The organism is Maribacter sp., assembly GCF_039974175.1.
Lineage (GTDB): Bacteria > Bacteroidota > Bacteroidia > Flavobacteriales > Flavobacteriaceae > Maribacter_C.
In genome coordinates this window covers 363,431-379,849 of the sequence record NZ_JBDWJN010000009.1, presented here as the reverse complement: position 1 = coordinate 379,849, position 16,419 = coordinate 363,431, and the positions used below count along the sequence as shown (strand labels likewise).

Annotated in this window: 7 protein-coding genes; 6 read left to right on the top strand and 1 reads right to left on the bottom strand. The window is 39.8% G+C overall.

What is annotated here, in order from left to right:
- The first annotated feature begins 17 nt into the window (after positions 1-17).
- From ABJN95_RS08080 to xylA, 4 genes are all read left to right on the top strand, one after another.
- Complete coding sequence (locus ABJN95_RS08080) at positions 18-3,167, top strand: SusC/RagA family TonB-linked outer membrane protein (protein WP_348369874.1); 3,150 nt, start codon at positions 18-20, stop codon at positions 3,165-3,167.
- A 19-nt stretch (positions 3,168-3,186) separates the two neighbouring features.
- A complete protein-coding gene (locus ABJN95_RS08075; RefSeq protein WP_348369873.1) occupies positions 3,187-4,794 on the top strand; it encodes a RagB/SusD family nutrient uptake outer membrane protein in 1,608 nt (535 codons plus the stop codon).
- Positions 4,795-4,977: 183 nt separating this feature from the next.
- Positions 4,978-6,462, top strand: coding sequence for an FGGY family carbohydrate kinase (locus ABJN95_RS08070; RefSeq protein ID WP_348369872.1), 1,485 nt, complete (start codon positions 4,978-4,980; stop codon positions 6,460-6,462).
- Position 6,463: 1 nt separating this feature from the next.
- Positions 6,464-7,789, top strand: a complete 1,326-nt coding sequence (gene xylA / locus ABJN95_RS08065) for a xylose isomerase (RefSeq protein WP_348369871.1) — start codon at positions 6,464-6,466, stop codon at positions 7,787-7,789.
- 87 nt (positions 7,790-7,876) lie between these two features.
- On the opposite strand, the gene ABJN95_RS08060 is transcribed toward xylA, so the two are convergent.
- Entirely contained in the window at positions 7,877-9,463 is a 1,587-nt protein-coding gene (locus ABJN95_RS08060; protein WP_348369870.1) for a solute:sodium symporter family transporter, read from the bottom strand.
- 317 nt (positions 9,464-9,780) lie between these two features.
- On the opposite strand from ABJN95_RS08060, the gene ABJN95_RS08055 reads away from it, so the two are divergent.
- Positions 9,781-13,152, top strand: a complete 3,372-nt coding sequence (locus ABJN95_RS08055) for a VCBS repeat-containing protein (protein ID WP_348369869.1) — start codon at positions 9,781-9,783, stop codon at positions 13,150-13,152.
- Positions 13,145-16,411, top strand: coding sequence for a VCBS repeat-containing protein (locus ABJN95_RS08050; protein ID WP_348369868.1), 3,267 nt, complete (start codon positions 13,145-13,147; stop codon positions 16,409-16,411). The genes ABJN95_RS08055 and ABJN95_RS08050 overlap by 8 nt, the downstream gene beginning before the upstream one ends.
- Positions 16,412-16,419: the final 8 nt, after the last annotated feature.

The following is a 16,419-nucleotide window of genomic DNA, read 5'->3' as shown; positions in this document are numbered from 1 at the left end:
CTTTTAAATTAACATCTATGAAGATTACGCTACTTAGAAGCTTGTTCATGGTTGGAGCATTTTTATGCTTCGGACTAACGCAGGCGCAGGAAGTAACCGGAACCGTTTCCGACGCCAACGGGCCCTTGCCGGGTGCGAGTGTGGTGGTTAAAGGAACAACCACGGGAACCCAAACTGACTTTGATGGTAACTACACCATTGAGGCAGGAAGTGATGCCACATTAGTATTTAGCTATGTTGGCTTCAGCACGCAGGAAATTGCAATAAATGGACAATCAACCATTAATGTTACTATGTTGGAAGACGCCGAGGCATTGGAAGAAGTAGTAGTTATTGGTTACGGTACTACAACAGTTAAGGATGCCACGGGTTCTGTAACAGCAGTTACCGCTGAGGACTTTAACGGTGGTGTGATTGCTTCACCAGAACAGTTGATACAAGGTAAGACTGCTGGTGTTACTATTCAACAAACAAGTGGTGAACCAGGTGCTGGTATCTCAATCAACATTAGAGGTTCCAACTCGGTACGTGCAAACAACAACCCGCTATTCGTGGTTGATGGTGTGCCCCTGTCAGGTGAAAATACCTCACCTCAAGGTAATGCCGGTAACGGTGGTGGCACTGCACAAAGAAATCCACTGAACTTTTTAAATCCCGCTGATATTGAAAGCATCAGTGTTTTAAAAGATGCTTCTGCAACGGCTATTTACGGTTCAAGAGGTGCAAACGGGGTAGTTATTATTACTACTAAAAGTGGTAAAGGAAGCCAAGGTGGCGTTGTAGAATGGTCATCAAGCTTGAGTATTGCAAAACCAGCACGAGATTATGACTTGCTAAATAGAGATGAGTTTGTAGATGCTGTTTTTAAATTCAACCCGAATGCAGATTTGGCTACTACAGATTTTGGAAATAATACAGATTGGCAAGATTATATTACAAGAACTGCCGCATCAACAAACAACAATGTATCTTACTCCAACAATTATGGAAAGGGAAATGTTCGCGCAACCTTTGGTTACAGCAAACAATTTGGTGTTATTGAAAAAACAGATCTAGAAAGAATTACAGGAAGAATCAATGCCAGACATCGTTTTCTCGATGACAAGTTAACACTAGGCGTTGCGGCAACCATTTCACGTGTTAATGACGAAACTGCCCCCTTAGCAGGTGGAGCTGGTTTTAGAGGTGATATTCTAGGTGCTGCATACTCTGCAAATCCAACTTGGTCGACCAATTCAGCTTTTGCTGCACAAGGAGGTCTTTTATCTCCTGCCAATTATTTAGCAAACAGCCAGATTAGAACAAATACTGACAGAGTGCTGCTTAACGCCTCTTTAGATTACAAGATTACTTCTGAACTTACAGCAAAAATAAACGTGGGTTATGATAAATCGGAAGGTGAAAACAACTCGGTAATTTCTTCTGCAGTTCAAAACATTGATGGTGTGCAAGGCATCGGTCTAGGGTTTTACAATACCTTGGAGCGAGAGAATAGCCTTTTGGAAGCGACTTTGAATTATAAAAAGGAATTTAATAATTCAAACTTAGACGTGCTTGTTGGATATTCTTTCCAAGATTTCAAGACTTCAGGTAGAAATGCAGCTTCTCGTGGATTCACTACCACAGATCTAAACGGAATGGTCAGTGATTTACAAGAAACGGTTAATGGTGCCCAAGCTACCATCTCGGGTTCATTTCAGCAATTTTACTACGGAACCAACTCTAGTAACTTGGTTATAAATCGATTATTTCCAACCGTAGTGGCTGGAGAGGAACAAAATTTCGGGTTTAACAGAAAAGTAAGATCAGTGTTTGTTGACGTTTTTGATAATACTGATGAGTTGCAATCTTTCTTTGGAAGAATCAATTATTCTATTGCCAGCAAATACTTGTTTACGGCAACAGTAAGAGCGGATGGATCTTCTCGTTTTGGTCCTGAAAATCAATATGGTATCTTCCCATCAGGAGCTTTTGCTTGGCAGTTGGGTGAAGAAGATTTTATTGGTGACGCCGTTTCTACACTAAAACTTCGTTTGAGTGCAGGGGTTACCGGTAATCAAGATGGTTTGGGTTACGGAAACTTTGTTGCAAGACAACGTTTTAGTGATGCCAATGGTAATATCCAGAATAACATCCAAAACAATGGTGAAATCAATCCTAATGGTTTAGCCATTGTTGCGACCGATGTTCCTGACTTGAAATGGGAGCCCACTTTAAACTTAAACGTTGGGCTTGACTTTGGTTTCAATAATGATAGGTTAAGTGGTAGTATTGACGTATATAGGAATGAGACTACTGATGTACTATTAAGAACTCCACCTGCTGCTCCAGCAGTTGATCCTTTCCAATTTGGTAATGTAGATGCTACAATTGTTAACCAAGGTATTGAATTCGCCTTAGGTTACGATTGGATTCAACAAGAAGACGTTAATTTCTCTACCAATTTCAACATTGCCTACAACCAAAACGAAGTTGAAGACTTTGGAGGTTTGATTGATACGGGTGCTGTTAACGGCCAAGGATTGTCAGGTGCATTTGCGCAGCGTTTCGCCGCAGGCCACTCTTTATTTTCATACTACATGGCTGAATATACGGGATTAGATTCTGCAGGTCAACCAACATTTAAAGATCAAAATGGTGATGGTGTAGGTGACGTTTTCCAAGATAAGGTATTTGTTGGCGAAGATGCACTACCGGATGTTACGGCAGGTCTATCGTTAAATTTAAATGTGAAAAATTGGGATTTTGCCGCTTATTTCACAGGACAATTCGGATTCTCTGTGTATAACAACACAGCCAATGGTCTTTTTACTGCAGGTTCTATAACCAATGCTAGAAACGTAACGCAAGATGTAGCCAATAGCAACGAGGCATCTGGTGCTTCCGCTGATGTTTCTACTAGATATTTGGAAAAAGGTGATTTTGTACGTTTCCAGAACGCAACCTTAGGCTACAATGTGCCTCTTACTGGTGAGGGATTATTTAAAACATTAAGATTATCTCTTACAGGTCAAAACCTTTTCTTGATAACGGACTACAGCGGTCTTGATCCTGAAATCACAGTTGCTACTGGAGATTTAAATTCAGGAGTACCTTCAAGAGGTATTGATTGGTCAGGTTTCCCAAATCCAAGAACTATTACTTTTGGATTAAACGCATCATTCTAATTAAAAAAAATTGAATATCATGAAAAGAATTAATTTGAAACTTTATTTTACCAGCCTCCTTTTGGTAGTAGGATTAGCTTCCTGTACCGATTTAGAGCTTGAGGAGACCGATTCGATTATCAGTGCCGGTTTTCAAGGTTTGGCTGACCCTTCATCTACGGTAGATGAACTATATAATAGATTAAATGGTCAATACGGAGATCAGGGTAACCGTTTTGCGTTGATGGAAGTAACCGCTGATGCGGCTATAGTTCCAACGCGTGGTACTGACTGGGGTGATAACGGACAATGGTCTAGTTTACATCAGCACCTATGGACTCCTGAGCATGTATTCGTCATTAATGTTTGGAATGACTGGAATGGTAATCAGTTGCTTGCATCTCAAATTTTAGATTCGCGTAGTAACCCTTCAGCTGAAAACGTTGGTGAGGCAAGCTTTATTCGTGCTTTGAGTATGTGGACCATTTTAGATTTCTATGGTCAGGTACCTTTTAGAGATGTAACCTTACCTTCTTCTACCTTGCCAGATGTTCTTTCTGGTCAAGCTGCTCTTGACTTTATTATGGCTGATGTAGATACTGCTATATCTAACCTTCCAAGTGTTGCCGCAGGTAGCGGTGAAGCCAATGGCAGAGCTAGTAAGGCCGCTGCTAGGTATCTTAAAGCAAAAATACTTTTAAACAAGCACATCTATCTTGGTGGATCTGTAGATAGCGGTGATATGGCTTCGGTAATTTCATTAGTAGACGAAATAGCTGGTGAAGGCTACGCACTTCAAGATGGCTATTTTGATCTCTTTAGAGACTCCGCTGACAATGAAACTATTTGGTCGTTAGCATCAGGTGTAGGTAACCGTATTTTTAATGGTTTACATTATAACTCTACCTCTCAAGGTGGTGGTGGATGGAATGGTTTCAGTACCTTGGCTGAATACTATGATCTTTTTGAAGGAGATCCAAACAGTAACCGAGTCGAGTTGGATGAAACTCCATTAGACATGCAAGAGGAAAGACGTGGTGGTGTTCCATCTGGAGGTATCCCATTTACTGGAAGAGATCAAACAGAAGACGAAGATGGGTTTGAAGTTGGTTCAAATGTAGGTAATGGCTTCTTAGTAGGTCAACAGTACGCTCTTGATGGTACTCCATTAACAGATAGAGCAGGTGCTCCTTTAACATTCAAAAGAGATTTCTTGGATGGTGATGGCGCTCCAAATATCATCAACAATGACGAAACTACAGGAATTCGTGTCATGAAATATGCCCCTCGATTTGGAGCTTTCCGTGGTCATGAAATATTCTTCCGATATTCAGATGCGCATTTAATGAAAGCTGAAGCTATGATGCGTAGTGGTGGTGATCCAACCGCTATGGTAAATGAGCTAAGAGTTTTAAGAAAAGCTTCTCCCCTCGGCTCAGTTAGCGAGCAAGATCTTTTAGATGAAAGAGGGCGCGAGTTATTTGCTGAAGCCTGGAGAAGACAAGATTTAATTCGCTTCGGACAGTACACAAGAGACTGGCAGTTTAAAGCGGCAGGCTCAATTGGCAACGACACCTACAAATTGTTCCCAATTCCAGCAGCACAGCTACTTGCTAATCCGGCTTTGGTTCAAAACCCAGGTTACTAAGAGTATTTAAATTTTAAGTGTTTAAGAGCCTTGATGAAATTTCATCAGGGCTTTTTCTTTTTTGGCTGCTAAACACAAAATTCAAGCTTTTTGTATAATTAAAGCGTTGTTTAAAATTCAGTTTGTGACAAATTGTGAAAAACAATATCTTTCGCAGCGCAAACGATATAGTAAACCTTATTTATGTATTCTATTGGATATGATATTGGAAGTTCTTCCATCAAAGCCACCCTTGTTGAAATCGAATCGGGCAAGAGCATTGCCCTTGTCAATGAGCCCAAAACAGAAATGGGAATGCATGCGATACAAAACGGTTGGGCAGAACAACATCCTGATGACTGGTGGATGCATATTTGTACGGCCACGAAAAGACTTCTAAAGGATCAAAATGTTCCACCATCGCATATTACAGGTATCGGAATATCATATCAAATGCACGGTTTGGTAGTTGTTGATAAAAATGGTAAGCCCCTGCGAGATGCAATCATCTGGTGTGATAGTCGAGCCGTTGAAATAGGGCAAAAAGCATTTGATGATTTGGGAAACGAAAAATGCGCCGAGCAGTTACTAAATTCTCCAGGAAATTTCACTGCCTCTAAATTAAAGTGGGTCAAAGAAAATGAGCCTGAAGTATATTCCAAGATTTACAAATTTATGCTGCCCGGTGACTATATCGCGTACAAGCTGGGAGGGGAAATCTGCACTACTATTTCGGGTTTATCTGAAGGAATTTTTTGGGATTTTAAGACCAATGCGATAGCCGATTGGCTTTTACAGCATTATGGTATTGATGCAACTCTAGTTCCAAAAGTAGTCGACACCTTTGCGGTGCAAGGTCAAGTTTCACAACAAGGCGCTTCCGAATCTGGTTTGGCAGTGGGTACACCAATATTGTATCGTGCAGGTGACCAACCCAACAATGCCCTTTCACTAAATGTTTTTAATACCGGTGACGTGGCGGCAACTGGAGGCACTTCAGGAGTTGTATACGCCATAACCGATAGTCTTTCCGTTAAAGAAAGTTCTCGCGTCAACAATTTTGCACACGTGAATTATGATTTGCATAATCAGCGTATTGGAAAGCTTTTATGCATCAACGGAGCAGGGATTCAATACCGCTGGTTATTGAACAACCTTAAAGTGTCATCGTATGAGGAAATGAACGAATTGGCGGCTTCAATTTCCATTGGTTCTGATGGTGTTACCCTACACCCTTTTGGAAATGGTGCCGAACGCATGCTTGATAACAAAAGCTTAGGTACCCAGCTTTCCAATTTAAATCTAAACAATCACTCAAAGGCACATTTGTGTAGAGCGGCCTTAGAAGGTATAGCCTTTTCCTTTGTATATGGCATGGAAATTATGACGTCTGATGGAATTCAGACCAAAGTAATTAGAGCAGGAAATGACAATCTCTTTCGCTCCGAGATTTTTTCGAATACCATCGCAACACTAATAGGCCAAGAAATCGAAATATACAATACTACAGGAGCAATAGGAGCTGCGCGAGCGTGTCAACTACAAAAAGGGGACTATGAAACGTTTGGCAAACAAATTATGGATAATGATTATGTTATGAGTTTTAAACCCTCAGCAAACCGAGAGGCCCATACAAAAGCGTATCAAAAATGGAAAAAAGAATTAGAACAACTATTAAAAAACAACTAATATGGTAAATCTAGGCGACAAGGAGTATTTCAAAGGAATAGGTGAAATCAAATTTGAAGGAAAAGAATCAGATAATCCTTTGGCATTTAAATATTACAATGCCGATGAGGTTGTTGCTGGTAAAACCATGCGCGAACATTTCAAATTTGCCATTGCCTACTGGCACACTTTCTGTGGGCAAGGGGCAGACCCATTCGGGCCCGGCACTCAAAGTTTTCCATGGGATCAACCGTCTGATGCAGTTGAAGCCGCAAAAGCCAAGGCAGACGCGGCTTTTGAATTCATTACCAAAATGGGTTTTGACTATTTCTGTTTTCACGATTTTGATTTAATTCAAGAAGCTTCCACTTTTGCCGAATCTGAAAAACGCTTGGCCACTATTGTTGACTACATAAAAGAGAAAAAATCGGAAAGTGGTGTAAAACTTTTATGGGGAACAGCTAACTGCTTTTCCAATCCCAGGTATATGAACGGGGCATCTACCAATCCTGATTTCAATGTGCTGGCACGCGCCGGGGGTCAAATCAAGTTGGCTTTGGATGCTACAATGGCATTGGATGGCGAAAATTATGTATTCTGGGGAGGCCGAGAAGGATATATGTCGCTTTTGAATACCGATATGAAGCGCGAATTAGACCATATGGGTAGGTTTTTGGCAATGGCAAGAGATTATGCCAGAGGTCAAGGTTTTAAGGGAAATTTCTTTATCGAGCCAAAGCCCATGGAACCGATGAAGCATCAGTACGATTTTGATTGTGCTACTGTTGTTGGTTTTTTACATCAATATGGACTACAGGATGATTTTAAACTTAATATTGAGGTCAATCATGCTACTTTGGCCAGTCATACTATGCAGCATGAACTTGAAATAGCCGCAGCGCATGGCATGTTAGGCAGTGTGGATGCGAACCGCGGCGATTATCAAAACGGCTGGGATACCGATCAATTTCCGAACAATATAGGGGAGGTTACCGAAGCCATGTTGGTATTTTTAAAGGCCGGTGGATTGCAAGGTGGCGGTGTCAATTTTGATGCTAAAATCCGTAGAAATTCTACCGATATGGATGATGTATTCCATGCCCATATTGGCGGAGCTGATACTTTTGCTAGGGCTTTGTTGGTTGCGGATAAAATCATTTCCTCATCACCCTATGACGCGCTCCGCAAAAAAAGATACAGTTCCTTTGATACTGGAAAAGGGCAAGATTTCGAAAATGGAAAACTAGATTTTAAAGATCTCTATGAAATAGCATTGGAGAACGGAGAGCTTGAGCTTCAAAGTGGAAAACAAGAGCTGTTTGAAAATATTGTAAACCAATATATTTAAAAAAATAACTACAAGAAATTACCGCTTATAAATGAAAAACCCAACCTTTTTAAGGTTGGGTTTTGTGTATTCAAAAAGGTGACTGTACTATCTAAAAATAATATATGTGCTTATCACCACCAGGGTTATGGCAATACCCACTGGCTTTACATATTTCCAATTGGTGATATCCACCTCATTGGTATACTTCTGTACATAATCTGTTTCACGTGGTTTCATACGACCAATGGTCAACATCAACACAATAGTAAGTACAAACGTAATCGCTTGCATGTGAAGCATATGGGGTAACCATTCTACACCAAATCCTCTTGAAAGAATAATGTAAGCTACATATACCACAAAGGCAAATACAATACCCGTCTTGGCAGCAATGGCCGGTACACGTTTGGTCAAGAAACCAATAACGATTACAGATAATATGGGTATACTATAAGCCCCATTGACTTGCTGTAAATACCCAAAGAGTCCGCTAGAAGCATAATATAGAAAGGGTGCTATTACCATTGAGAAAAGTGCTAAACCGATCCCAAACTGCTTGCCTTTTGCAACAACTTGACCCTCTGGAGCTTCCTTGTTGATATACTGCTTGTAGATATCAACGCCAAATAACGTAACACAACTGTTTAATGCGCTGTTAAAAGAGCTCAAAATCGCTCCAAAAAGAACGGCTGCAAAGAAACCAACAAAAGCAGAAGGCAATACTGCTGCCACCAATTTCGGATAGGCCTGATCTCCCCTTTCCAACTGCCCGTCGAACATATGAAAAGCAATAATACCAGGCAAAACAACAATAATAGGACCTAATATCTTAAAAAAGGCAGCCAATAATAGCCCTTTCTGACCCTCGATCAAATTTTTGGCTCCTAAGGCTCTCTGAATAATTTGTTGATTAGTTCCCCAATAAAACAACTGAACCAAGACCATTCCTGTAAAAATAGTTGCAAAAGGTATGCTCGAAGATTCAGAACCAATGGCATTGAATTTTTCCGGATGTTCGGTAGTCAGTTTCGCAATTCCACCTAAAATACTGTTGTCATCACTAATCGCTAAAAGACCAAAAACAGGAATTAATAGGCCTCCCAATAATAATCCAATGGCATTAATACTATCGGATACGGCGACTGCCTTAAGTCCACCAAATATGGCATAAATACCGCCAATAATGCCGATACTCCAGACACATACCCAGATCGAAGCCCATTCAGAAATACCCAGTTTACCAGGTAAATCAAACATTCCACTGATGGCCAAAGAACCAGAATATAATACAATAGGTAGTAGAACAATAGCATAACCACTCAGAAATAATCCTGACGTAAGTGCTTTTGTGGTCGTATCAAAACGCCTTTCCAAATAGGTAGGAATGGTGCTAATACCGCCCTTCAAATATCTAGGCAATAAGTAAATGGCACAAATGACCATAGCAATAGCCGCTAAGGTTTCCCAAGCCATTACCAAGATACCGTCTCGATACGCATCACCATTTAGTCCAACAATTTGTTCAGTAGACAGATTGGTCAGCAAGAGTGAGCCCGCTATAACACCAGCGGTAAGACTTCTACCTCCTAAGAAATAGCCGTCTGAGGACTTTTCATTTGTTTTTAAAGTGGATACATACGCTATAATGGCAACCAAAATGGTAAAACCTAAAAAAGAAACTATTCCGAGCATTTGAATGGATTGGGTTTGATTATTTTTCTAAATATATTGGATTTTAATAGAATATTACCCTCGGAAAAAGTATTTCTAACAAAAGGGGCTATTACTCTATCGTTTTAGTACAAAACAAGAAGCTGTTTTTGACAAATATTAACTAGAGTCAACTTCCCTGTTCATCAAAGATTGCATATCTTGCGCTGCTACATTTAGAGTGTGTAATGATTTATAAAATATGAAGCATACTCAAGCTCTAAAAGCCTAAAATTTGATTGAAAAATAAAGCGTTTTTCACCATAAACCACTGTACGTTTTTTGATAAAAAGAATCGGATGTTTAGTTATATCACAACCAAGAATTTTAGCAAAGTATTTATGCTGTTGCTATTGATTTCCACCATATTTTCATGCACTTCAAAAGAAGAGGAAGAAGCAGTAAACCAAGACCAAAATCAGAAACTGTTTTCACTGCTACCCTCGCAAAAAACAGGTATCGATTTTATAAACTCTGTCGAGAATCAGAAGGATTTCAACATCTTCAAATACAGAAATTTCTATAATGGTGGTGGAGTTGCTATTGGCGATATCAACAATGATGGCTTAGCTGATATTTATCTGACAGGCAATATGGTGCCCAACAAGCTATATCTCAATAAAGGCAATTTGACCTTTGAAGATATTTCGGCAAAAGCGGGAATCGAGGGTAGTAAACCCTGGTCAACAGGGGTTAATATGGTTGATATCAATGCCGACGGCTTATTGGATATTTACGTTAGCAATGCTGGTAATATGAAGGGCAATAATCACGATAACGACCTGTATATTAACAATGGTGATCTTACCTTTACGGAAAAGGCCAATGAATATAATCTGGCCAAGACAGGGTTCTCAACCCATGCTACATTTTTTGACTATGATAAAGATGGAGATCTCGATGCCTACATTTTAAACAACAGCAATATTCCAGTAAGCAGCTTAGGATATGCTGAGCAACGCCACGTGCGCGCACAAGATTGGGAAGGGGTTCCAGATATCTTCAAGGGTGTGGGCGATATGCTATTGCGTAATGATGATGGTACATTTGTTGATGTCAGCGAAAAAGCCGGAATTTATGGTAGTCTTATTGGTTTCGGATTGGGAGTAATGGTAACTGACATTAATAAAGATTTATACCCCGATCTCTATGTTTCAAATGATTTTTACGAGAGAGATTATCTCTACATCAACAATCAAGATGGTACGTTTACCGAAGAAATTAAAGAATGGACACAGCATTTATCACTCTCGGCAATGGGCATTGACATTGCTGACATTAATAATGATGGCAATTCAGAGATTTTTATAACAGATATGCTTCCTGAGGCCGATCAACGTGTTAAGGCGGTAATGGAATTTGAAGGTTATAATGTCTTCAAGCTAAAGCAGGGTAAAGACTTCTACCAGCAGTATATTCAAAATACCTTACAACTCAATAATGGCAACGGCACTTTTTCCGAAATTGCCTATTACAGTGGTGTAGATGCGACAGATTGGAGTTGGGCCGGACTTCTAGTTGACATGGACAATGATGGCCTCCGAGATATCTACATTACGAACGGTATTAATCATGACTTGACTGACTTGGATTTTGTTGACTTTTTTGCCAATGAAATCATTCAAAAAATGGCCTTGACGGGTAGAAAAGAATCTATTGATTCTATAATAAATAAAATGCCCATTCGACCTCAACCTAATTATGCGTATAAGAACAATGGAGACATTACCTTTTCAAACGCGAACGCCGAATGGGGTTTTGAAATCCCCAGTATGTCAAATGGAGCGGCATATGGTGACTTAGACAATGATGGAGATTTGGAGCTGGTGGTCAACAATGTAAACATGGAGGCCTTCATTTATGAGAACCATACCAACGAGTTTTCCGAAAACAACTATATCAAAATAAGCCTCGAAGGCACCGAAAAAAATAGATTTGCCGTAGGTGCTACGGTCTTGCTATACTATGACGATAAAACTGTGATGCAAGAACAAATTCCATCACGTGGATTTCAGTCTTCCATGGATTATACCATGACGATCGGTCTAGGAAGCAAAAATACCATTGACTCACTTCGTGTTATTTGGCCCGATAACCGATCGCAGAAAATTGATAATGTCAAAGCAAATCAAACGCTGCGCCTTACATATGACGTTACTGATAAGGTTTACAATCCATGGAAAAGCCAAAAGAAAAAGCCTTTACTGAAGGAAGTTGAGAATACCGAGCTAGTTGCTCACAGGGAAAACAATTATAACGATTTTGATTATGAAGGCCTCATTTACAAGGCCCTATCTCAGGAAGGTCCTTCATCGGCCGTAGCAGATATTGATGGTGATGGAAATGAGGATGTTTTTATAGGTGGTGCGAAAGGGTCTCCTGGAAACCTATATAAACATATGGGCAATGGGAAACTAAAATTGATTTCCCAAAACGTCTTTGCCGATGATGCAAATTTTGAAGACACCGCCGCAGCCTTCTTTGATGCGGATGGAGATTCTGATAAAGACCTTTTAGTTGGGTCTGGTGGAAACCAAGTTGGCGAAGAGCAAAACTATAGAGCTAGGCTTTATTTGAACAATGGTAAAGGTGTTTTTAGCAAATCAAACGAACAATTGCCCTCCACCTTTAAGAACATTGCTACAATTGCTCCGCATGATTTTGACGATGATGGTGATATCGATGTATTTGTTGGTTCTAGGAGCGTGGTAGGCACTTATGGTCTTGACCCAAATCATTTGTTTTTGGTAAACAATGGCGATGGAACATTCGAAGACGCTACGGAACGCTATGCCTACGACTTGAAGAATGCTGGCATGGTGACCCATGCGGTTTGGACCGACATGGATGGCGATGCAAAAAAGGATCTTGTCACCGTATCGGAATGGGGTACCACCAACATCTATAAAAATTCTGGACGCCGTTTGGCTAAAATGCAAACCTCGCTAGATAGTCTACCAGGGTGGTGGAACGTGGTTACATCGGCAGACTTAGACAATGACGGAGACAATGACCTTATTCTTGGCAATCAAGGAAACAATCTACATTATAAACCTACCATTGACAATCCAATGAAAATGTGGATCAATGATTATGACAACAATGGAACACTTGAACAGATTGTAACTCAAAGCCAAGATGGAAAAGATTATCCGTTACATCAGAAACAAGAAATGACCGAGCAAATTACCGCCTTAAAAAAACAAAATATCAAAGCCTCAGTTTATGCTACCAAAACGGTAGGCGAATTGTTTCCGGCGGCTGTTTTTGAAAAATCGATCATGCGGCAATCGTCAATATCAGAATCGGTAATTGCTGTGAACGAAGGCGGTGGAAAATTTTCGATCAAGAAACTCCCCAGCCGGGTACAATTATCCTGTATTTGTGGAATTGCATGTTCTGATATCAATGGTGATGGAAATTTAGACTTAATCTTAGCGGGTAATAATTTTGAATTTAAGCCACAATATTCCCGTTTAGACGCTAACTACGGTAACGTGCTTCTTGGAGATGGCAAAATGGGCTTTGTGTGGCAAGACTACAACACCAGCGGTTTTTCTGTTCGAGACGAAGTAAAACACCTAAAGCAGTTCAAAGATTCAAATGGAAAAAAATTCCTAATAACAGCTATCAACGATAATAAACCTAAGGTATTTGCATTCGATGATTAAAAATGTACTTTACATTTTACTCTTTGTATTTGTTATAAGTTGTGGAAATTCCGAAGGAGAATTATTTTCAAATCCCTCGTCGCAAGAAACCGGAATTGACTTCTCCAATGCTTTAACACCTAACGAAGATGCCAACATCTTAGATTACCTCTATTTTTACAATGGAGGTGGAGTTGCTGTTGGTGATATTAATGGAGATGCGTTGCCTGATATTTTCTTTTCAGGAAATCAGGTAAAGAACAAACTATATCTAAACAAAGGCAATCTTACCTTCGAAGATATTACTGATATAGCAGGTGTTTCTGGAAACAGCACTTGGAATACAGGAGCCGTTATGGGCGATGTCAATGGCGATGGGCTAATCGATATCTACGTTTGCGCTGTTGTTGGAATTAACGGTTTTAGCGGCTTTAATGAGCTATACATTAACAATGGCCCATCGACGAGTTCGGGCCAAGTTACTTTTACCGAAAGTGCGGCTAAATATGGACTCGATTTTGACTCCTACAGTTCCGCTGCTGCGTTTTTAGATTACGACAGCGATGGTGACCTCGACATGTATCTTCTTAACCATGCCGTTCATACTCAGGAATCATATGGCAAGGCCGAAACACGTAAAAAGAGAAACTATCAAACTGGAGATAAATTATTGCGAAACGATAATGGAAAATTCATCGATGTAAGTGAAGCAGCTGGTATTTATGGTGGTGTAAATGGTTATGGCTTGGGTGTTGCTGTCTCCGATTTCAATCAAGATGGATATCCAGATATCTATGTAGGCAATGATTTCCATGAAGATGACTATTACTATTTGAATAATGGTGATGGTACTTTCACGGAGTGTCTAAAAGAATACTTCGGACATACCTCTAGATTCTCAATGGGGAATGATGTGGCGGATATCAACCATGATGGTTGGCCCGATATACTTTCCTTAGATATGCTCCCTGAAAATGAAAAAGTCTTAAAGTCTTCTGAAGGCGCCGATGATGTGCAGACACAAAAACTACGTACAGAGCGATTTGGCTACCATTACCAATACTCGAGAAATATGCTTTTTGTAAATCGGCCGCAAGCTGGCTTTACAGAAACTGCTTTGTTAAGCGGAGTAGCTGCTACCGACTGGAGTTGGAGTGCGCTTTTTGCAGATTATGATCAAGATGGGCAGCAAGACATCTTCATTTCTAACGGCATTGCCAAACGTCCTAACGATTTGGATTATATCAATTTTGTTTCCGATAAACAGATACAGAAGAAGATCAACAACACCAAACTAGTTGATGAGCAAGCTTTAGCGCTAATGCCTTCCGGCGCCGTGCACAATTATATTTTTAAGGGCTCTAAAGATTTAAAATTCGAGAATAAATCTAAAAATTGGATTAGCAACGACACCTTAAAATCGGGCGCCACTGCGATGGCAGATCTTGATTTGGATGGCGACCTTGATTTGATCGTTAACAATACGAACCAATATGCTTCATTATATATCAATAAAACGGATACAAAAGCCAATTTTCTAAAGTTGAAGTTCAACTATAAGCAAGCGAATCGTTTAGGAATCGGCACCAAAGTATTTTCATATCACAGTGGTCAACTGCAGTACAAAGAACTGTTTACAGCTCGTGGTTTTCAAGCCTCTTCAGAACCCATAGTACATTTTGGGTATGGTGCAAATCAACAAGTAGATTCATTAAAAATCGTTTGGCCCGATCATACGTTCCAGGTGTTAAGGAAAGTACCTACCAATCAGATCTTAACAGTAACACCTGAAAATACAAAACCCTTTGATTATCGAATACTTCAACCCGCAACTGCTAAGTTGTTCGAAAGGGTTGAAAACAATCTAGGCATATCTTTCGATCATAGAGAGGATGGATATGTCGATTTTAATCGGCAAAAGCTAATTCCTTATCAAATAGGAGATCGAGGACCTGCATTTGCCCAGGGAGATTTAAACAATGATGGTTCAACCGATCTTTTCTTTGGAGGCTCTAAGTACATTCCATCGAAGACTTATATTCAAAGTGATTCGATTTTTGTAGCGTACAAAATACCTTCCATAAGCAAAGATTCTCTTAAGGAAGATGTTTCCGCTGTAATTTCAGATTTCAATTCCGATGGTAAAAACGATATACTTCTTGGTACCGGAGGCGCTGATTTCTTTAATGAAATGAAGCCTCTCCTAAATAGTTATTACAAGCAAAAAGATACCGCTTATGAGTTAGCACCGCTACCTAAGAATTTTGAAAATGCTTCGGTTTTGCGAACTGATGATTTTGACAATGATGGAGATGTAGACATATTTGTTGGCAATCAGTCTGTTTCAAATGATTTTGGAAAGCTTCCCAATTCTTATCTATTGGAAAATGAAAATGGAAATTTTATTATCAGTGAAAATAAAGTACTGCAAAATGTAGGTATGGTCACCGATGCCGTGTGGCATGATTTTGACGGAGATCAGATTAAAGACCTCATTGTTATTGGTGAATGGATGGCCCCGACCTTCTTTAAGAATAAAAATGGTACCCTTATTAAAAAAGACATGGCAACCGATGAACTAGCTGGTTTATGGCAGAGCATTGCCCCTTTTGACGTAGATGGTGATGGAGACATCGACTATTTGCTAGGCAACTGGGGCGCGAATAGCAAGTTTACCGCTTCGGCAAAGTCTCCTATGAAGATGTACTATGGAGATTTCGATAACAACGGACAAACAGAGACCATCATAACCACCGAAAAAAATGGAAAATACTATCCGCTGGAAAGTCTTGACGGACTAACAGGTCAACTGGTTTCACTTAAAAAGAAGTTCACTACTTACGCTGACTTCGCAGGAAAAACCATTGAAGAGATTTTTGAGAAGGAAATCCTAAAAAATACCACTGTACTAGAAGTATCTGAGCTGCATTCGGGATTTTTACGTAACGAAAATGGTGCATTTAGTTTTGTTCCCTTCAAAAATAAATTGCAAGTATCACCGATCATGGCATTTTTGTGTTATGATTTTGATAAAGACGGGAAGGAAGAAGCACTAGCAGCCGGAAATTATTTTGGTGTAAAACCCTTTCACGGTAGATTTGATTCTTTTTCAGGAGCATTGATAAAAGATGAAAATAATGTAATTTTGGGTGATGAAATCGGATTGAACCTTACGCAAAAATCTGTACGGCATTTAAGTATCGTTATGCTAAATAAGCAACCTTATTTGCTAGTTACCATCAATAATAATAAAGCGGAAGTTTATAAACTAACAAAGTAAAAAGAAGA